Origin of the sequence: Stenotrophomonas sp. (assembly GCF_032061965.1) — a bacterium.
Taxonomy (GTDB): domain Bacteria; phylum Pseudomonadota; class Gammaproteobacteria; order Xanthomonadales; family Xanthomonadaceae; genus Stenotrophomonas.
The window spans coordinates 21,154-41,192 of record NZ_DAMBEF010000017.1 but is presented as its reverse complement, the minus strand read 5'-3'; the positions used below and the strand labels follow the sequence as shown (position 1 = coordinate 41,192).

Here is a 20,039-nt window from a genome sequence, read left to right as displayed (position 1 = left end):
CCCAAAAAAGACCCTGACAACAAACCTGAATGTCAACAATCGCTGTTCAGGATGAGTTTTGGGTTCGCCCCCTAACTTGCGCCCACTTCCGCTCACCCACCAGTTCTGGTGAGCAAGGCGCAGCCCTCCCACAATCTATTGAGGGCTGCCCACGGGGCGGCCCCGATGCCACGGCCGCCTCCCCATAACGCCAAGTCGCAGTGTTGTCCGGCTCCTTTCATGGAGGCAGGTCGGCTGCGGCCCACACGGAGCAAGGAGATTTATGAAACTGGCTTGGATTCTCTGGCTGTCGCAGATGTTGCCGCAGCCGGCAGCCGACTCGTTGTGCTTGAGCACGACCGTTTACTTGGAAGCCCGCGACCAGACCCTGCAGGGACAGCAGGCCGTCGCCGAAGTTGCCCTGCGCCGTCTGGACAGTGGGCTTTGGGGCGATTCGATGTGCAAGGTGGTTACCGCGCGCAAACAGTTCGCCCCCACCCTGGTGGCGCCGGGCACCCAACTGCGCAATGACGATGCCTGGGCCGAGGCCGTGGACGTCGCCTTTGCCGCTGAACGCAACTGGGCCCTGCCCAATGGCCAGCGCAAGGAGATCGTGCCGGGCGCCAGCCACTTCGCAGCCCACGCCATCGCCAGCCCGAGCTGGCGCAACGCCTATCAGGTCGCCACCATCGGCGGGCACACCTTCTATAAGGTGCAGACGCTCAAGCCGCGCGCTTCCTGATCGAGCGGCTCTGGCCGCAGCCTCGCCTCATACCAATCACCACACCGCGCAACGGGGCTTGTGGTGATAATGCGGGAGTCCCTTAACTCCCGAGGTTACTGATGAAGCTCTACACCAAGCCCGGCGCATGTTCGCTGGCTGACCACATCACCCTGATCTGGTCCGGCCTGCCGTTCGAGCTGCAGATCGTGGATCACGCCATGATGAAGTCGCCCGAATACCTGAAGATGAACCCGGCCGGCGCGGTACCGGTGCTGGAAGACGGCGGTTGGACCCTGACCCAGAACGCGGCGATCCTGCACTACATCTGCGACAAGGCACCGGAGTCGGGCCTGGAAGGCGGCAATGACCTGCGTGCCCGTGCCGAGGTCAATCGCTGGCTGTCCTTCGTCAATGCCGACCTGCACCCGACCTTCTACCCGATCTTCGGCTCCACCAAGTACCTGGAGGACGAGGCGGTCATCGCCCGCACCCAGGAAAATTCGCGGCAGAAGCTGAAGACGCTGTACCAGCGCATCAATGACCGACTGGCCGAGGTGGACTGGCTGGGCGGCACGCCGCGCGCCGGCATTGCCGACGCCTACACTTTCGTGACCCTGCGCTGGGCCCGCGGCCTGAAGATCGATCTGGCCGGCATGGACGCGCTGGACCGCTTCGAGCAACGCATGCTGGCCGACCCGGCGGTGCAGGCGGCAATGAAGGCTGAAGGGCTGAACTGATCCCGGTTTCGCGTTCAACATACGGGCCGCCGGTTGCATGATCGGCGGCCCGTTGCGTTTCGGCATCACCGCAACTAGCGCGCCGACAAGCGCATGACCAGGCGCGGCCGCTCCCGGTACAAGGCCGGATACTGCTGCTTCAAGGCGGCAACCTTGGGTAGATCATTGATGCGGATATACAGGGCATCCGGGTGCAGCGTCAGGTAGTTCTGGTGATAGCTCTCGGCTGCGGTGAAAGCCTTGCCGCCCTCTACCTGGGTCACCACCGGCGCGGCAAAAACGGAACTGCGCTGCAGCTGGGCGATATAGGCGCGGGCCGCTTCACGCTGCGCGGCATCATCGGCATAGATGGCCGAGCGGTACTGGCTGCCATGATCGGGGCCCTGCCGGTTGAGCTGGGTGGGGTCATGCACCACCGAGAAAAACACCTGCAGCAACTGTCCATAGCTGACCTGCGAGGGATCGTAGGTCACCTGCACTGCTTCGGCATGCCCGGTTGCACCCCCACTCACCCGCATGTAGCTGGCATCGGCAGCGCTGCCACCGATGTAGCCGGACACCGCGTTGTCCACGCCCTTGATGTGCTGGAACACGCCCTGCACACCCCAGAAGCAGCCGCCGGCAAACACCACCCGCGCCTGGTTGACGCCGGCCTGCTGCAGATCAGCCGCCCCGGTCGGTGCCGGCACGCGTAGCGCCACCGGCGCTGCCTGCGCCGTACGTTCCAGGTTGAACACCGAGAACACCAGCAGCCCTGCAACCAGCGCCGCAATACTTCCAGCGACAAGTTTGTCCATCGCGATCTTCATCACGGACCTCCTCGCTCAACCAAACGTGAAGGCATAGGCGCGCACACCCGGATCGAGGAACTCGATCTCGAACGTACGTTCGCGCACCTGCCCGTCCTGGCGGATCAACTGGTACAGGCGGTTTTGATCCACCACGCCCTCGCCCTGTGCCGACACATCGGCGCCGGCAGCGGCCTGTGGCGCCTGGCCATCGATGCGCACGCGGAAACGCACCGGCCGCGCAGGATCCTGCGGCGCCAGAACCAGATGCAGGTCACGAGCATGGAAGCGGAAGGCGATGCGGCCACCGCCCTGCTCCAGCTGCGCATCCTCGGCACCCACCATCCAACGCCCGCCCAGCGCCCATTGGTTGAGCTGCAACGGTGCCGGCAGGCTGTAGTCGCCCACGCGTCCGCGCTGCATGCCACCGGGTGAAGCGAAGTGTTCGGCGCGGGCGTGGCCGATATAGGTTTCCGGCGACCTCAGGCTGGCCATATCGGCCTGGCGTTCAACCCCGCTGCCTTCCATGCGCATCGCCGGTGCCGCATCACCCGGCAGGCTGTTGCCGGCCTCGCGCAGCAGCTGGCGGATGATCTGCTCGGACTGCGCGTAATTGCCTTCGCCGAAGTGATGGGCGCGGATGCGTCCCTGCGCGTCGATGAAATAGTGCGCCGGCCAATACTGGTTGTTGAAACCACGCCAGATCGCAAAATCATTGTCGATGGCCACCGGGTAAGCGACCTTCAGCTCGGTCACCGCGCGCTGCACATTGTCCAGCTTGCGTTCGAAGGCGAACTCCGGCGCATGCACGCCTATCACCACCAGCCCATGCGCCTTGTAACGCTCGGCCCAATCGCGCACAAAGGGCAGCGCGCGCAGGCAATTGATGCAGGAGTAGGTCCAGAAATCGACCAGCACCACCTTGCCGCGCAGCTGCTGCGCATCCAGCGGTGGGCTGTTGAGCCAGGCGGTGGCGCCAGCCAGCGAGGGCATCTTCCCTTCCACCGGCAGCGCGCCGTTGGTGGCATCGCCCGCAGACATCATCATCGCCGCGCCTGCCGCCGGCGGCTGCGTGGGCAGCACGTCCAGCAACCGCTGCTCAAGCCTTGCCGTGCTGGCCGTCGACAGCCGCGTCAGCAGGCCGGTATCCCAGCCCATCGCAATCGCCACCACCGCCAGCAAGGCCGCGATGCCCAGGCCACGACGGATCCACTCGCCCACACCCAGCCGCTGCTTCAAGGCAGTGAATACGCGCCCACCTATCCATACCGCCAGCGCCAGCGAGGTCGCCGCACCCAACGCGTAAGCCAGCAGCAAACCGGTGGTCCCCACGTTTGCGCCCTGCAGGGCAGCCCCGGTCAGGATCAGGCCCAGGATCGGGCCCGCGCACGGCGCCCACAACAGGCCGGTGGCCACGCCGATCAACAGCGAGCTCAGTACGCCGCCCTGCCCCGCATCGGCTGCCGTACTCAACCGTGCACCCGCGCGCTGCAGCGGCGCCAGCAGGCGGTCGGCCAGCGCCGGCCACAGCAGCGCCAGCGCGAACAACGCCATCACCACCAGCGCGATCCAGCGCCCGATCTGGTTGGCCTGCGCAACCCACTGGCTGCCCACCGCCGCCAGGCTGGCAACCACCGCGAACATCAAGGCCATGCCCACCAGCAGGGGCAAGCCGCTGCGCAGGAACGGGCGGTCGGCACGCGCGAACACGAACGGCAGCACCGGCAGGATGCAGGGGCTGAGCAGGGTAAGTACGCCGCCGAGGTAAGCCAGTACCAGCAGGAACATGCAGGAGTCCTTCTTGAAAGATGGGAGCGCGGATCAGGCCACGAGGAACTGCAGGGCGACCCCGTTTATGCAGTAACGCAAGCCGGTCGGGCGTGGGCCGTCCTCGAATACATGGCCCACATGACCGCCGCAACGGCGGCAGTGCACGGCTACCCGCGCCATGCCGAAGCTGCTGTCGCGGTCCTCGCCCACCGCACCGTGCAGCGGCGCCCAGAAGCTGGGCCAGCCGGTGCCGCTGTCGAACTTGGTTGCCGAGGAGAACAACGGCAGCGCGCAGCCGGCGCAGGTAAACGTGCCGCGCCGGTGTTCGCTATTGAGGGGGCTGCTGAACGCCCGTTCCGTGCCTTGCTGACGCAGCACCGCATACTGCGCGGGGCTGAGCTGTTGGCGCCACTGCGCGTCGCTGCGCATCACTTCAAACACAGCCGAACGCGCTGGTGCCGCCGGGGCCGGGCCATTGCAGGCGGTCAGCCCCAGTACTCCGGCTGCGGCCGCCATGCCACCGATACCAAGCAACCTGCGACGGGTCAGGCTCATGAGCGGTCTCCAGCCAGGGACGATGTCGCCATGCTGCGCCTGCCCCGGTCAACGAATCCTCACGCAGAGTTAAATTCTTCGTGACACATCGGCGCGCCCTTCCAAGGACAATGCCAACCTTCCCCTCGGCCGGCCGCAGGCATCGATGAGCAGCACAAAACGCATCCTGATCGTCGAAGACGATGTGCATATCGCCAACCTGCTGCGCATGCACCTGCGTGACGAGGGTTACGAGGTCAGCCATGCCGCCAGCGGCGATGAGGGCGTGCGCCTGCTCGAAAGCGGCCACTGGGATGCACTGGTACTGGACCTGATGCTGCCTGGCGTGGATGGCCTGGAAATCTGCCGGCGTGCGCGCGCGATGACCCGCTACACGCCGATCATCATCACCAGCGCACGGGCCAGCGAGCTGCACCGCATCCTCGGCCTGGAACTGGGTGCCGACGACTACCTGGCCAAACCGTTCTCGATGCTGGAACTGGTCGCGCGGGTGAAGGCCTTGCTGCGACGTGTGGAGGCGATGGCGCAGAACGCACGCATCGACGCCGGCACCATCGATGTGGCCGGCCTGCGCATTGACCCGGTCGCGCGCACCGCGCAGGTGGATGCGCGCCCGCTGGAACTCACCCCGCGCGAATTCGACCTGCTTTACTTCTTCGCCCGTCACCCCGACCAGGTCTACTCGCGGATGGAACTGCTCAACCAGGTCTGGGGCCATCAACACGATGGCTACGAGCACACCGTCAACACCCATATCAACCGCCTGCGCAACAAGATCGAACATGACCCGGCAACGCCGACGCGCATCCTCACCGTATGGGGACGCGGCTACAAACTGGCCGCCGCCGGCGGGAGCACGGCATGATCCGGCTGACCCTCTCGCAACGCCTGTCACTGGTGTTCTGCGCGTTGCTGCTGATCTGCTGTGGCGCGCTGGCCTGGCTGCAGATGCGCAGCAACCGCATGCATGAGCAGGAAACCGTGCAGCGCCTGTCGCGCGGATTGGCCGAACACATCGCACGCAGCGGCGAACTGATGGATGCGCGTGGCATCCGCGATGGCGAAGTACGCGCGCTGTTCGGCAAGCTGATGTCGGTCAACCCCAGCGTCGAGGTTTACCTGCTCGACGATGCAGGCCGCATCCTCGGCCACGATGCACCGCAGGGGCATCTCAAGCGAGACAGGGTTGATCTAGCGCCGGTGCACGCACTGCTGGCCGGCGACAGCTTGCCGATCTTCGGCGACGACCCGCGCAGCAGCAGCGGCCGCAAGGTCTTCAACGCCGCACCGCTGTGGGTGCAGGGCCGCCAGGTCGGTTACATCTACGTAGTGCTGGTAGGCGAGCAACGCGAAGCATTGGCCGCCGATATCGCTGCCAATGCCACCGTGCGCAACACGCTGTGGTCGCTGGCCATCGTGGCGGTATTCGGCCTGCTCGCTGGTTTGATCGCTTTCCGCTGGGTCACCCGGCCACTGCGCCAGCTGACCCGCCGCATCCAGTCGTTCGACGTGGACAGCGGCGACCCGCAGCTGCCCTTGCCGCCTACGCCATTGCGGGCCGGGGAACGTGATGAACTGAGCATCCTGCAACACAGCTTCGCCCATCTGGGCCAACGCATCGGCGAGCAATGGCAGCAGCTGCGCCAGCAGGACCTGCAACGGCGCGAGCTGGTTGCCAACCTGTCGCATGACCTGCGCACGCCGCTGTCATCGCTGCACGGCTATCTGGAAACACTGGCGCTCAAGGATGCCAGCCTCAGCACCGACGAGCGCCAGCGCTATCTCGCCATCGCGCTGTCGCAGAGCCACAAGGTGGGCCGGCTTGCGCAGGCCTTGTTCGAGCTGGCGCGGCTTGAACATGGCGGCGTGGTGCTGGAGCTGCAGACGTTCTCGTTACCGGACCTGGTGCAGGACGTATTGCAGAAATTCGAACTGGCCGCACAGTCACGCCAGCAACGTCTGGGTGCGGATATTCCCGCAGGGCTGCCGTCAGTGGAGGCCGATCTTGGACTGATCGAGCGGGTGCTGACCAACCTGCTGGATAACGCAATCCGCCACACCCCGGCAGGTGGCCGCATCAGCATATCGTTGCGTGCGCTGGATGATGACGTAGTGGTTCGCGTTGCCGACAGCGGGCCCGGCATTCCACCCGAACGCCGGGACGGATTGTTCAACACGCCCGCTGCACTGGGCAGCCAACGCCCCGAAAGCGGCGGCCTCGGCTTGTTGATCGTGCACCGCATCCTGCAGTTGCACCATCGCCAGATCCGGCTGCTGGACAGCAATGAAGGCGCGGTGTTCGAGTTCTCATTGGCAATGGCCGCGCGCAGACAAGCGCCTCCGCTGGGCTGATTACGCAGCCTGCACGCGTTCAACCAATCTCGCGAATCACACCGCCCTGTCCATCGCGCAGCAATGTCGGTCGCACTTCGACCTGCAGCGCTCCACCCGGCAACGGATACACCCCGCGTTCGGCACGCACGCTGTCCAACAACGCCCTCAACGTGGCATCGGAAAGCACGCAGCGGGCGCTGTCGTCGTCGGTTTGCAGGTCATCCATGCGGCCCGGCTCAAACCGCCACTGGCGGTCCTTGCCGAGCAGCACCAGCGGCTTGTCGTGATGCAGCCGCAGCGGCAGCAGTTCCAGCACGCTGGGCACCTGTCCCGCCCCCAGCACCAAGGTCGTAACTGCGCCTTCGACGGACCACTCCAGCGTTTCCACGAACAACATGCCGGTGCCTGAACCTTCACGTTGGCTGCCCGCCTGCAGCTGCGCCGCCAGCGCCGGATCGCGCAGCAGCGAATCGCGCCCCAGCACGGTGATCCACAGCGGCATGGCCGGCTCCATCACCGCCAGTACGCCAAGCGTGGACCAACGTTTGATCGCCGCCATCTCATCATCGGTCAGGCCGACCATCTGCAGGAAATTCAGCCGCCCGTTGGCGGTATCGATAGCCGGCAACTGCGGATCAGCCACGAATGCCAGATGCCGCAATTGGGTCGGGTTATCCAGCGCGATGGGGCCATTGGCATCAAGGTGATGCCCGGCTTCGAACACGTTGCCGCTGCTGAACACATAGCGCGCAAGATTCTGCATCAGGTTCATCGGCCAGGCCGGCGGCTCACTGTGCCTGCCTTCGTCCGGCGCAGCCGCCAGGCGGAAGGTCAATTCGAAACCAAAGCCACTCTCCTGCGGATCGTCGCTCTGCTTGTCGTACAGCTCGGAAAAGCCGTAACTGACGTAATGCCAATGCGGGGTGGGCGTATCGATCCAATACACGCTGATCCCATCCAGGGGATCGTTGCCACCCAGCGTATGCGACAACACGGTGCCGAAGTGCCGCGGCTCCTGCCCCGCATACAGCGCTGCCATGGCCGCGTTGATCGCATCCCAACCCGCGGTGCTGATCTGACCGCCGTCTTCCTGCGCCATGCAGGGCACTCCAAATGATGGACAAGCCAACATCATAGTGCCCGCACATCGCAGCACATCACCGAGGTGCTGGACCACCGCCTTGGCAGGCAGTGGTCACCGAGGTTCAGCCCACCACCAGTGCGCGTGTCTCTTCCAGCCAGCGGCTGGCGAATGCGGGACTTTTGGCCTTGCCCAGGGCGCTGGCCAGTTCGGGCCAGAGCTGCTCCAGGCTGACGGCGGTCTTGCTGCGATCGATCTTCAACTGGATCAGGTAGCCCTTCAGGCCCAGGTGCTTGCGCACCGATTCGGCCATCCAGTCACGCAACTGCTGGTAGCGCAGCGGGTCATCGCCCAATTGCGTGGTCACTGGCAGCACCGGTGCCTTGTCGGCATTCCCCCCAACCGCTTCGATCAACTGCAAGGCCTGCAGCTGCGCAAGCACGTCATCCGGTGCCCGTAGGCCCTGCGCCATCTGCCCGAGCTCGCGCGCGTCGCGCTGCCCATCCACCAGCAACAGCACCGAGCGCAACGCCGGCGCCAGCTTCAGGCCACGGTTCTCGATTTCCAGGCGGCCAGCGGCCGTCTTGGCATAGATGAATGCCATTCCCCCTCCCACTTTTGTGCACCGCAATACGGTACGCGCGCATTCCCGGAGCCCCCGCCCCGGTCTGTGCAGCTTTGCCTGCCCGCGTACCGCCCCCTTGCGATCACCGCCGCACCGTGGCCTGTCGGCCAAACCGCGCGCTATTTCCCCAGCGCGCGGCGGATTTCATCCAGTGCGGCCGGGTCGTCGAGAGTCGACAGATCACCCGGATCGCGCTGTTCGGCCAATGCCTGCAGTGAACGCCTCAGCAGCTTACCCGAACGGGTCTTGGGAAGCGCATTGACGATATGCACGTGGGCCGGCCGCGCCACCGCCCCGAGCGAACTAGTGACCTGTTGCATCATTTCCGCCGCCAGGCCCTGGGCATCGTCGCCGGGCTGGGTCTGCTTCAGGGTGACGAAGACCAGCGGCACCTGCCCCTTCAGCTCGTCGTGGACGCCAATCACCGCCGCCTCTGCCACCCGCGGATGGGCCGAAATGGCTTCCTCGATTTCACGGGTACCCAGCCGATGCCCGGCCACGTTGATCACGTCATCGGTGCGACCAAGGATGAAGGTATAGCCCTCCTCATCGCGGATGGCCCAATCCAGCGAGCTGTACAGCAACTCCTTGAAGTGGCTGAAATAGCTTTTGAGAAAACGATCGTCGTCGTTCCACACCGTGCTCATGCAGCCCGGCGGCAACGGCGGCTGGATCACCAGCACCCCCTTCTGCCCGGGCGCCACTTCCGCCCCGGTCTGTTCGTCGATCACCTTCATCTTGTAGCCAAGATTGGGGAAGCCGGGTGAGCCGAACTTCACCGGCTTCATCTCCAGCCCCGGTAGCAGGGTCAACGCCGGCCAACCGGTCTCGGTCTGCCAGTAGTTGTCGATCACCGGCTTGCGCAGCGCGCCGCTGATCCACTGTGCAGTCGGTTCGTCCAGGGGCTCTCCGGCCAGGAACAGGTATTTCAGTTCCGACAGGTCGTGGCGGTTGATGAAGTCGACGTCATGCTTCTTCAGCACGCGGATCGCGGTAGGCGAGGAGAACATCGTGCGCACGCCGTATTGCTCGCACAATGCCCACCAGATACCCGCATCGGGGTTGATCGGCAGGCCTTCGTACAACAACGACGTGCAGCCGCCGATCAACGGGCCATACACGTTGTAGGAATGGCCCACCGCCCAGCCGACATCAGAGGTGGAAAACATCACCTGCCCCGGCCCGCAGTCGAACACGGTACGCATCGACTGCGCCATCGCCACCGCATAGCCACCGACATCACGCTGCACGCCCTTGGGTTTGCCGGTGGTGCCGGAGGTATACAGCAGATAGCTGGGTTCGTTGGACTCCAACCATTGCACCGGCACCTCGACATCACCGACCTGCGCGCGCAGCGTTGCGTAGTCTTCGTCGCGCCCGGCGATGCGCGGTTCGGCCGCATCCAGCCCACGCGAGACGATCAACACTTTCGGCGGCGGCGTGCAGGCTTCGGCACATGCCGCATCCACCATCGCCTTGTACGGAATCACCTTGCCACCGCGCATGCCGGCGTCGGCGGCAATCAGCAGCTTGGGCTGGGCGTCATCAATGCGCAGCGCCAGGTTGTGCGCGGCAAAACCGCCAAACACGACCGAGTGCACCGCGCCAATGCGCGCACAGGCCAGCATCGCGAACACCGCTTCGGCCATGTTTGGCATGTAGATGACGACGCGGTCACCCCGACCGACATCGAGTTTGAGCAGGACTGCGGCGAACGCATTCACTTCGCGGTAGAGATCACGATAGGTGAGCTCGCGGGTCACATTGGTTTCGGTGGAAATGGCGACCAAGGCGAGTTGGTCAGCGCGTTCAGCCAGGTGCCGGTCGACCGCGTTGTAGCAGAGGTTGGTCTGGCCACCGACGAACCAGCGGCGAAACGGGGGATTGCTGTAATCCAGGATCTGCTGCGGCGGGCGGTGCCAATGGATGGCCTTGGCTTCTTCGGCCCAGAACGCCTCGGGCTCATCAATGGAACGGCGGTAGATCTGATCGTACTGCACGACACCCTCCGACACCTGCCTGTTGTGTGCCGAGCATAGTCCGGACAGTGGGCTGGACTCCCTGCGACGATGGTCTTAAGACCAAAGCCCTAAAAGCCAACGCCTGCCCTCACCCCAACCCCTGCTTCGCGCCCCGGCCATTGCATTGGCGCAAGGGCGTTCAAGGAGCAGCGAACCCGTGGTTCGCAAGCTGCTCCTTTCACCCCCTGAACGGGAGACCGGTTCGGATCGCATCGGCTGCCAGTGCACCAGCCCGGCAAGCTTTTGCTTCTAGAAAGGGCACGCCGAAACAAACGCCAGCGCCACACCGGTCAGCGGATGCACAAACGCCAAGCGCCTGGCATGCAGGCACACCCGCATCGCAGGCTGGGCTTCGTACATCACGTCGCCCACGATCGGATGCCCGATGCTGGCCAGATGCAGGCGGAGTTGATGGCTGCGGCCGGTCACCGGCTCCAGCTCAAGCCGCGTGGTCTGCGCCGCGACATCACGGGCCAGCACCCGCCAACGCGTCAACGAAGGCTTGCCCAGTTCAACGCTCACCATCTGCTTTGGCCGGTTGGGCCAGTCGCAGATCAGCGGCAGGTCGATCTGCCCGGATTCGCCCTCGACCAGCCCTTCCACCAGCGCCTCGTAGCGCTTGCTTACTTGTCGCTGCTCGAACTGTTTGGACAAGGCAACCTGCATTTGCTTGCCACGCGCATACAGCATCAGGCCCGAGGTCACCTGATCGAGCCGGTGCACGGTCATCGCGTCCTCGTACTGCAGCTGCAGTCGCGTAACCAGGCAGTCCTTGTTTTCCTCCGAGCGCCCGGGCACCGACAACAACCCAGCCGGCTTTTCCGCCACCACCAGGGCCTGGTCCACAAAATGAATCAACTCGCTCATCACAATCGACATGGGCAAACACCTTGCCCTACGTTGCATAGTCTGGAGCGAGGCAGGAAGCACGGCAACCTACGCGTTCCAGGGCTGGTGCAATGTCCGGTGATCATGCAGGCTTGTGCGACGGCACCTGTTGCCCCTCCTATCGCCATGGCCCATCAATGCATTCGCTGACCTCGTCCAACCCCCTGCGTGCTTACAGCAAGCTGCCAGCCAGCTTGAAGGTCCATCTGCCCGATTTCGGCATGGCGATAGGCCTGATCCTGCTGATCAACGCGGCGTGGCTGTTGGTGGATCCGATCCTCAGGATCTACATGGGTGATTCGATGGTGTTCCTGCAATCCACGGTCATGCGTGGGTCTGCCGCCGAACGCTCCTACCTCTATGGCCTGGCTCTTTTCTATCTGCACAAGCCCTTCGCCTCGGCGCAGGCGATACTCGCTTTCAACCTGCTGTGCGCCATGCTCACTTCACTGGCCCTGTTCGGTTGGCTGCGGGTTTTCCTGCGCCTTCCCCTGTGGATCTGCCTGGCCGCAACGGCGCTGTTCTGCAGCGAACCGGCGCAGGTATTCATGGCACGCATGGTCATGGCAGAAACATTCGGCCTGGCTGCCCTGATTGGCACCTTTGGCTGCCTGGCGTTCTATCTGCGCACCGCTAACCTGTTGTGGTTCCTGCTCGCCGTGCTGACGGGCTTGGCTGCTGCCGCGCTCCGCACCAATTTCCTGCCCTTGGTGTTGGGAATGTCGCTGGTGGCTGCGCTGCTTTGTCTGTTTGAGCGGCCGCGTCGGCGGGCCCGCTTTGGCCGTTTCGCAGCGGCGCTGGCATTGCTGGTAGCCACCCATATCGGCTACACCCAATGGTATGGCCGTGCGGTGGGGCAACCGGCGGGCTATGTCGCACATACCGGCATGATGGCTATTGGACTGGTCGCTCCGCTGATCAAGCCAGAGCATTTCGAAGGCACCGGGGTCTCGGGCGAGATACTGAAGAACGTCCGCCTGCCACTGGACGATCATTGGCAACGCGGCAACCACATCTGGTCGTCCAAGGGCCTGTGGGCCGAGCTGAGCAAAGCCAGCCCCAACGCCGAGATGGTCGCCCGCACCGTTACCCGCAGGGCGATGCTCAGCGACCCCGTTGGCCTGCTGAAGATCAACGTCGCCACACTGGGTGGGTACTTCAACAAGAGGAAGTCCTACTTGCGCATGCAGGATGACATCGGGGTCATCGCCCCGGACCCGTACGCCATCCAGGTCATCCGTACCTGGTTCAACTGGGATGTCAGCAACTTGTCCAGGACCGAGAGCCCGGCACGCACGTATTTCAAGCATGCCGCCATCTGGTTCAAGTTCTGCCTGTTTGCACTCTTGCCGTTGGCGCTGGCCAGCATGATGATCGGCTGGCGCAGGCCCGAACGCACGCAGTACCTGCTGCTGGGCTTTACCTCACTCGGGTTGCTGGCCTGCCATCTGCTGTTCGTGCATATCGTGTCCTACCGCTACCTGCACCCACTGCCGTGGTTCGTGCTGGCACACATGGCGATCATCGCGAGCTGGCTGCTTGGCAGGCTGCCGACGAAGGACCCGCAACCCCAAGATAGGCCAGCGTCTTCATCTCACGCCGGCCACGCGTGACGACGTCCAGGATCAGGCCGACGGTGACCAACAAGGTGCTGAGGACCATCAGCGCCGAGGCCAGGATCAGGCTCGGGAACCTCGGCACCAGGCCAGTTTCAAAATAGGTCAGCAACACCGGCACCAGCAGTACTACGGCAAGCAACCCGACCAGGCCGCCGAGAATTCCATAGAAGGCCAAAGGGCGTTCGGCAGCGAACAACTTGAGCATCGTCCCCAGGATCCGGAAGCCATCCCCCCAGGTGTTGAGCTTGCTCACCGACCCGTCCGGACGCTCGGCATAGGGCGTAGCCACTTCAGCGACCGGCATGCGCAACTCCAGTGCATGCACCGTCAGCTCGGTCTCGATCTCAAAACCCGCCGACTGCATCGGGAAGCTCTTCACAAAGCGCCGCGAAAACGCGCGGTAACCAGACAGGATGTCCCGGCACGCGCGCCCAAACAGGCGCGAAAGGAAAGTGGTCAACATGACGTTGCCCCAGGCATGCCCACGCCGATAGGCCCGCTCGTCGGTGGCCTCGCGCAGGCCGACCACCATGTCATGCCCATCAAGCACCTGCTGCACCAGCAAGGGCGCGCTCGGCGCGTGGTAGGTCGCATCACCATCGACCATGAGGTACACATCGGCTTCGATGTCCGCGAACTGACGCCGCACCACATTGCCCTTGCCGCGCAGCTTTACCGACCGCACGATCGCACCGGCCTCGCGAGCACGTTGTGCCGTGGCATCGGTGGATTGGTTGTCGAACACATAGATATCCGCATCGGGCAAGGCCGCCCGCATGCCAGACACCACTTCGGCGACAGTCAGCTCCTCGTTGTAACAGGGGACAAGCACGGCAATTCTTGGAGCAGACATCGTCATTCCTGAGGTTGCGCGCAGACAGCACCGCGAAAATGGGCAGCCGCACGACGAGGACTTGGAAGCAGAACATGCTGCTGCATGCTCTTATCGGCGGACATGCTAACCAATCTGCCTGACCTACACACGCGCCCAGCGCCCAGCAAGACGAGCGGGCGCTCGGCCTGACCCATCCAGGCAACGCAGGTTCGGGCTGCGCGAAGCACGCGTTGTGCGCCCAGGACCACGGCAGGCTGCCTTTGCCAATAATACGTTCGGCGACGCAAGCCTCACCGCGGCGCAGCGAAGCTGCACGATGCGCCTCCCCACATGGAGGGCTGCCTGGCAACGCCAAGGACCAACAGCCGGGGGAATGGGCAAGCGTAATCCTTGCCTATAATCGCCCCAATTCAGTCGCCCGATCTCGAAATGACCCCCAACAATGCCTATCGGCCAGAAATCGATGGCTTACGTGCCATCGCGGTCCTGGCAGTGCTTTTCTTTCACCTGGATCCTAACTGGGCCCCGGGGGGATATGTAGGCGTAGACGTGTTCTTCGTGATCTCAGGCTTCCTGATCACCGCCATCATCGTCCGCTCACAGGCGGAATCACGCTTTTCCTTCGGCGACTTCTATCTGAGGCGGATCCGCCGCATTGCCCCAACCTACTTCGCTGTGGTGTTGGCGAGCCTGGTGGCCGGCTATCTGCTCATGCAGCAGCCCGATCTCAAGCAGTTGGCCGCGGCCGCAGGCTGGAGCGCGGTATCACTCCCCAACGTCTATGTCTGGCAGCATCTGGATACCAGCTATTTCGCAGCTGACAGCCGGCAACTCCCGCTACTGCACCTGTGGTCACTGGGTGTAGAAGAGCAGTTCTACCTGGTCTGGCCGCTGCTGCTATTGGCAGGACTGCGCTGGTTGCCACGCAACCTGTTGCCGTGGGTCCTGTTGGCGCTGATCGGTGCCTCGTTCGCCTATGCCCAGCAGCAATCCGTCATTGACCCCAAGTTCGCCTACTACATGCTGCCTACACGGGCAGGCGAACTGGCCATTGGTGGCTTGCTTGCCCTGTTTCCTGCCGTGCGCAACGCCCACCGCAGCAACCATCCGCTGTTTGAAGCCGTGGCACTGGCCGGCGTGGGCCTGATCATTGGCAGCATCTTGATGCTCGATGGCAACAGTCGCTTCCCCGGCTGGAACGCACTGCCAGGCTGCCTGGGCGCCGCATTCGTCATCTTGGCCGACAGCCAACGTCGTTGTCTTGTCCTTGCCCCGCTGCGCTCCCGGCTGATGGTTGGCATTGGCCTTGTTTCCTACTCACTCTATCTATGGCACTGGCCGGTGCTGGCCTTCCTGCGCTATCTGTCGATACCGTTCAACCCCATCGTCGTCGGCGCTGCGATCCTTGTGCTGGCAGTTCTCAGCTACTGGTTCATCGAGCGTCGCACGCGCCACCTGCGTATGGGCAAGGTCAAACAGGTGATCCTGCTGGCGATCATTCCGGTTGTCGTGATCATCGGGCTATCGGTGACGTTGGACCACAGGGCCGATCGCAAGATCGCAAAACAAGAGCGCGCCAATCTGGACAGTGCCAGCAAGCAACGTCTTCGACAGACCGCTGCTGCCTATGAGTTCCCGTACAACTGCCAGCTGGGCAAGCTCGATACGGATGTGTTGACGCGCCCGCTGTGCGTGCACGGCAAGCCCGCTGACCGGGCCGCGGACATCCTGCTTTGGGGGGATTCGCATGCCTCGCACTACGTTGGCGTGCTCGGCGCCATCGCCGAAGCCAATCATCTGCGGATCCGCAACGCGTCGCTGTCCACCTGCCCACCAGTCTGGGGCGCAGAGCCGTACGGGACTGGAACCTTCCAAGCCGGGTGTTCCCAGTTCCGGCCCTTCATCCAGCGCAACCTGGCGCCTTATCGCACGGTGATCCTGGGTGCGTCGTGGAGCGTGCATCGCCGCAACCACCATTTCGACCAGGATCTACGCAATACGCTGGCAGAACTGACCGGAGCCGGCAAACAGGTGGTGTTGCTGGCCCAAGCCCCCCGGTTTCCGGATTACGACCGCAACTGCGAGATCCGTCAGACCGGCCATCAAATGCTGGATTGCGAAGCGGTTGCCAGCCGGCCGGATTCGGACGAGGCCACGGCCATCAACCGGTTCCTGACATCGCTCGCCGCGGAGTATCCCAACACCTACGTACTCGACATCCATGACCTGCTGTGCAGGCAAGGGCGCTGCTCGCCGTACCTGGATGGAAAACCCCTGTATTTCGATAGTGGCCACCTGAGCATGGAAGGGTCCTGGCAGCTCGGTGCACGCCTGCTTGCCAGCGGCGCACCCCTGCCACCGCCGCTGCAGGCCAAGCCCTGAGACACCTGCAACGCAGATAAAAAAACGCCGGGCAATGCCCGGCGTTTTCTTGACCTGTGGACTGACGCTGCTGTTACAGCAGGTCGGCCACGCCAGCGCGTTCTTCTTCCAGCTCACCCAGGGTGATATCGATGTACTTCTTGGAGAAGTCGTCGATCGGCAGATCCTTGACGATGGTGTACTGGCCGTTCTCGGTGGTGACCGGGAAGCCGAATACAACGCCTTCCGGAATGCCGTAGGAACCGTCGGACGGCACGCCCATGGTCACCCACTTGCCATTGCTGCCCAGCATCCAGTCATGCACGTGGTCGATGGCGGCATTGGCGGCCGAAGCGGCCGAGGACAGGCCACGGGCGGCGATGATGGCTGCACCACGCTTGCCGACGGTCGGGATGAAGGTGTTGGCATTCCATTCCTGATCGTTGATCAGCTCGGCAACCTTGGCGCCGCCGGTGGTGGCGAAGCGGTAGTCCGGGTACATGGTCGGGCTGTGGTTGCCCCACACGGTGAAGTGCTCGAAGCTCTCCACGGTCTTGCCGGTCTTGGCAGCCAGCTGGCTCAGGGCGCGGTTGTGGTCCAGGCGCAGCATGGCGGTGAAGTTCTTCGGGTTCAGGTCCGGAGCCGACTTCATGGCGATGTAGGCGTTGGTGTTGGCCGGGTTGCCGACCACCAGCACCTTCACGTCACGCTTGGCGACGGCGTTCAGGGCCTTGCCCTGCACGGTGAAGATCTTGGCGTTTTCCAGCAGCAGGTCCTTGCGCTCCATGCCCGGGCCACGCGGACGGGCGCCGACCAGCAGGGCCACGTCGACGTCCTTGAAGGCCACCAGCGGATCCGCGGTGGTCACCACGCCGGCCAGCAGCGGGAACGCACAGTCTTCCAGTTCCATGACCACGCCCTGCAGGGCGGCCTGGGCCTTTTCGTTGTCGATTTCGAGCAGCTGCAGGATGACCGGCTGATCCTTGCCCAGCATTTCACCGGAAGCAATGCGAAACAGCAGTGCATAACCGATATTGCCGGCAGCGCCGGTTACGGCAACACGAACGGGTGCTTTCATGGGGGTTTCCTCTGCTAAGAAGCGTTTGTGGGGGTAAGGCCTGGCAGATGCGGACGCACCGGCCAGGCTGCAATCAGAAACGGCCACCTGTCAGGTGGCCGTCGGAGTCAATCAGGCGGCGAGGATCTTGTTCCACTCGGCGACGCGGTCGGCCTTGGCGGCCAGCACGGCGTCGGTGTCGCCTTCCAGGGTGATCTTGTTGATGGCATCGCCCTGCTTGATCGCATCAACCACGTCCAGGCCTTCAAGCACCTTGCCAAACACAGTGTGCTTGCCATCGAGCCAATCGGTCTTGATGTGGGTGATGAAGAACTGGCTGCCGTTGGTGTTCGGGCCGGCATTGGCCATGGACAGCACGCCGCGCTCGTGGCGCACGCCATTCTTGGTTTCGTCTTCAAAACGGTAGCCCGGGCCACCGCGGCCGGAGCCTTCCGGGCAGCCGCCCTGGATCATGAAGTCGGCAATCACGCGGTGGAACGCCAGGCCATCGTAGAAGCCATGCTTGACCAGGTTGACGAAGTTGGCCACGGTCAGCGGCGCCTTGTCGGCGAACAGCTCGACCTTGATCGGGCCGCGGGAGGTGTCGAAATTGGCGATCAGGGACATGGGAATCCTTAGTAAAGAAGACTTCTCTCGGTAGCCCAATAGTTTACACCCGGCCCCGCCGGACGTGCCGTCCTCCTCCCCTCACCTCCTGGCCTCACAGCTGAATGTCTGGCTGACCTGAACAGGCACTTTTCGCACAAGGCCCACATACCGGTATAATGGCGAACTCATTTTCCCCATTCACGGCACCGGCTGGCCGTCTTTCGCATGTCCATCGAAAATCTTCGCAACATCGCCATCGTCGCCCACGTCGACCATGGCAAGACCACCCTCGTCGACCAGCTGCTCAAGCAGTCCGGCACCCTGTCTGAGCGTACGGTGCTTGCCGAGCGCGTGATGGACAGCAACGACCAGGAAAAGGAACGCGGCATCACCATCCTGGCCAAGAACACGGCCATCAAGTGGAATGGCAACCGCATCAACATCGTCGACACCCCCGGACACGCCGACTTCGGCGGTGAAGTGGAGCGCGTGCTGTCGATGGTCGACTCGGTGCTGATCCTGGTTGACGCGATGGACGGCCCGATGCCGCAGACCCGCTTCGTCACCCAGAAGGCCTTCGCGATGGGCTTCAAGCCGATCGTCGTGGTCAACAAGGTTGACCGCCCGGGTGCGCGCCCGGAGTGGGTGATCGACCAGGTGTTCGACCTGTTCGACAAGCTCGGCGCCACCAACGAGCAGCTGGACTTCCCGATCGTCTACGCCTCGGGCCTGAATGGCTACGCCGGCCTGGAAGACACCGTGCGCGACGGCGACATGACCCCGCTGTACGAAGCGATCATGCAGTACGTGCCGGTGCCGGAAGTCGAGGCCGATGGCCCGTTCCAGATGCGCATCAGCCAGCTGGACTACAACAACTTCGTCGGCGTGATCGGCATCGGCCGCATCCAGCGCGGCAAGGTCAAGAAGAACCAGGCCGTCACCGTGATCGACCGTGAAGGCAAGAAGCGCCAGGGCAAGGTCCTGCAGGTGCTGGGCTTCATGGGCCTGGAGCGCATCGAAGTGGACGAAGCCCAGGCTGGCGACATCATCGCCATCTCCGGCATCCAAGAGCTGACCATCTCCGACACCGTCTGCGCCGTGGAAGCCCCGGAAGCGCTGCCGGCACTGACCGTCGACGAGCCGACCATCTCGATGACCTTCCAGGTCAACAACTCGCCGTTCGCGGGCAACAAGGACCTGTCTGGTGGCAAGTTCCTGACCAGCCGCCAGCTGAAGGAGCGCCTGGAGCGCGAGACCGTGCACAACGTGGCACTGAAGGTCGAGCAGCTGGAAGACGCCGACAAGTTCCTGGTCTCCGGCCGTGGCGAGCTGCACCTGTCGGTGCTGATCGAAACCATGCGTCGTGAAGGCTATGAGCTGGCCGTGTCGCGCCCGGAAGTGATCATCAAGGAAATCGACGGTCAGCTGATGGAGCCGATCGAGCAGCTGGTGGTGGACATCGAAGAACAGCACCAGGGCGGCGTGATGGAAAAGCTGGGCACCCGCAAGGCCCTGCTGGAAAACATGGAACCGGACGGCAAGGGCCGCGTGCGCCTTGACTTCAAGATCCCGGCGCGTGGCCTGATCGGCTTCCAGAACGAGTTCAAGACCCTGACCCAGGGTTCTGGCCTGCTGTTCCACGTGTTCGACCATTACGGCCCGAAGGAACAGGGCGCCATCGCCAAGCGCCTGAACGGCGTGATGATCGCCAATGCCCCGGGTGCCACCCCGGCCTACTCGCTGGGCCCGCTGCAGGAACGCGGCAAGCTGTTCGCTGCTGAAGGCGACAACGTGTACGAAGGCCAGCTGATCGGTATCCACTCCAAGGACAACGATCTGACCGTCAACGCCATCAAGACCAAGCCGCTGACCAACATGCGCGCTTCGGGCAAGGACGACGCGATCCAGCTGACCCCGGCCATCAAGTTCTCGCTGGAACAGGCACTGGACTTCATCGACGACGACGAGCTGGTGGAAATCACCCCGAAGGAAATTCGTCTGCGCAAGAAGTTCCTGACCGAAAGCGACCGCAAGAAGGCCTCGCGCGGCGGCTGAT

The 20,039-nt window shown here is 63.6% G+C and carries 17 protein-coding genes; 7 read left to right on the top strand and 10 right to left on the bottom strand.

Annotation, left to right across the window (positions count from 1 at the left end; all coding sequences use genetic code 11):
- Positions 1-262: 262 nt before the first annotated feature.
- Complete coding sequence (locus tag RT460_RS10845; RefSeq protein WP_313318973.1) at positions 263-721, top strand: cell wall hydrolase; 459 nt, start codon at positions 263-265, stop codon at positions 719-721.
- A gap of 101 nt (positions 722-822) precedes the next feature.
- Positions 823-1,440: a glutathione S-transferase N-terminal domain-containing protein gene (locus RT460_RS10840; protein ID WP_313318972.1), complete on the top strand. Its 618-nt coding sequence runs from the start codon at positions 823-825 to the stop codon at positions 1,438-1,440.
- A gap of 74 nt (positions 1,441-1,514) precedes the next feature.
- Here RT460_RS10840 and msrA read toward each other — a convergent pair whose 3' ends face one another.
- Genes msrA through msrB form a run of 3 tightly spaced genes read right to left on the bottom strand, consistent with a single transcriptional unit; the run spans position 1,515 to position 4,553 of the window.
- Positions 1,515-2,249 (bottom strand): peptide-methionine (S)-S-oxide reductase MsrA, encoded by a 735-nt coding sequence (msrA, locus tag RT460_RS10835; protein WP_313318971.1) that lies wholly within the window; start codon positions 2,247-2,249, stop codon positions 1,515-1,517.
- A 15-nt stretch (positions 2,250-2,264) separates the two neighbouring features.
- Complete coding sequence (locus RT460_RS10830; protein ID WP_313318970.1) at positions 2,265-4,016, bottom strand: cytochrome c biogenesis protein DipZ; 1,752 nt, start codon at positions 4,014-4,016, stop codon at positions 2,265-2,267.
- Positions 4,017-4,049: 33 nt separating this feature from the next.
- Positions 4,050-4,553 (bottom strand): peptide-methionine (R)-S-oxide reductase MsrB, encoded by a 504-nt coding sequence (msrB, locus tag RT460_RS10825; protein WP_313318969.1) that lies wholly within the window; start codon positions 4,551-4,553, stop codon positions 4,050-4,052.
- A 145-nt stretch (positions 4,554-4,698) separates the two neighbouring features.
- On the opposite strand from msrB, the gene RT460_RS10820 reads away from it, so the two are divergent.
- Together RT460_RS10820 and RT460_RS10815 are read left to right on the top strand one after the other, a co-directional pair.
- Complete coding sequence (locus tag RT460_RS10820; protein WP_313318968.1) at positions 4,699-5,418, top strand: response regulator transcription factor; 720 nt, start codon at positions 4,699-4,701, stop codon at positions 5,416-5,418.
- Positions 5,415-6,905, top strand: a complete 1,491-nt coding sequence (locus RT460_RS10815; RefSeq protein ID WP_313318967.1) for a HAMP domain-containing sensor histidine kinase — start codon at positions 5,415-5,417, stop codon at positions 6,903-6,905. The genes RT460_RS10820 and RT460_RS10815 overlap by 4 nt, the downstream gene beginning before the upstream one ends.
- Before the next feature lie 19 nt (positions 6,906-6,924).
- Here RT460_RS10815 and RT460_RS10810 read toward each other — a convergent pair whose 3' ends face one another.
- From RT460_RS10810 to RT460_RS10795, 4 genes are all read right to left on the bottom strand, one after another.
- Positions 6,925-7,986, bottom strand: coding sequence for a suppressor of fused domain protein (locus RT460_RS10810; protein WP_313318966.1), 1,062 nt, complete (start codon positions 7,984-7,986; stop codon positions 6,925-6,927).
- A gap of 106 nt (positions 7,987-8,092) precedes the next feature.
- Positions 8,093-8,572, bottom strand: a complete 480-nt coding sequence (locus RT460_RS10805) for a hypothetical protein (protein ID WP_313318965.1) — start codon at positions 8,570-8,572, stop codon at positions 8,093-8,095.
- Between the two features lie 140 nt (positions 8,573-8,712).
- Complete coding sequence (gene prpE, locus RT460_RS10800) at positions 8,713-10,608, bottom strand: propionate--CoA ligase (RefSeq protein ID WP_313318964.1); 1,896 nt, start codon at positions 10,606-10,608, stop codon at positions 8,713-8,715.
- 255 nt (positions 10,609-10,863) lie between these two features.
- Positions 10,864-11,493 (bottom strand): RluA family pseudouridine synthase, encoded by a 630-nt coding sequence (locus tag RT460_RS10795; protein ID WP_313318963.1) that lies wholly within the window; start codon positions 11,491-11,493, stop codon positions 10,864-10,866.
- 146 nt (positions 11,494-11,639) lie between these two features.
- Here RT460_RS10795 and RT460_RS10790 point away from each other — a divergent pair, with 146 nt between their 5' ends.
- Complete coding sequence (locus tag RT460_RS10790; protein WP_313318962.1) at positions 11,640-13,115, top strand: hypothetical protein; 1,476 nt, start codon at positions 11,640-11,642, stop codon at positions 13,113-13,115.
- On the opposite strand, the gene RT460_RS10785 is transcribed toward RT460_RS10790, so the two are convergent.
- A complete protein-coding gene (locus RT460_RS10785; RefSeq protein ID WP_313318961.1) occupies positions 13,024-13,980 on the bottom strand; it encodes a glycosyltransferase in 957 nt (318 codons plus the stop codon). The genes RT460_RS10790 and RT460_RS10785 overlap by 92 nt on opposite strands.
- A gap of 405 nt (positions 13,981-14,385) precedes the next feature.
- On the opposite strand from RT460_RS10785, the gene RT460_RS10780 reads away from it, so the two are divergent.
- Entirely contained in the window at positions 14,386-16,338 is a 1,953-nt protein-coding gene (locus tag RT460_RS10780) for an acyltransferase family protein (RefSeq protein ID WP_313318960.1), read from the top strand.
- Between the two features lie 73 nt (positions 16,339-16,411).
- Here the strand turns inward: RT460_RS10780 and RT460_RS10775 are convergent, their stop codons facing one another.
- Together RT460_RS10775 and RT460_RS10770 are read right to left on the bottom strand one after the other, a co-directional pair.
- Positions 16,412-17,395, bottom strand: coding sequence for a malate dehydrogenase (locus tag RT460_RS10775; RefSeq protein ID WP_313318959.1), 984 nt, complete (start codon positions 17,393-17,395; stop codon positions 16,412-16,414).
- 111 nt (positions 17,396-17,506) lie between these two features.
- Entirely contained in the window at positions 17,507-18,001 is a 495-nt protein-coding gene (locus tag RT460_RS10770) for a peptidylprolyl isomerase (protein ID WP_313318958.1), read from the bottom strand.
- 207 nt (positions 18,002-18,208) lie between these two features.
- Here RT460_RS10770 and typA point away from each other — a divergent pair, with 207 nt between their 5' ends.
- The gene (gene typA, locus RT460_RS10765; RefSeq protein WP_313318957.1) at positions 18,209-20,038 is read left to right on the top strand and encodes a translational GTPase TypA; all 1,830 of its coding nucleotides are present in this window, start codon (positions 18,209-18,211) and stop codon (positions 20,036-20,038) included.
- The last annotated feature ends 1 nt before the right edge of the window (position 20,039 follow it).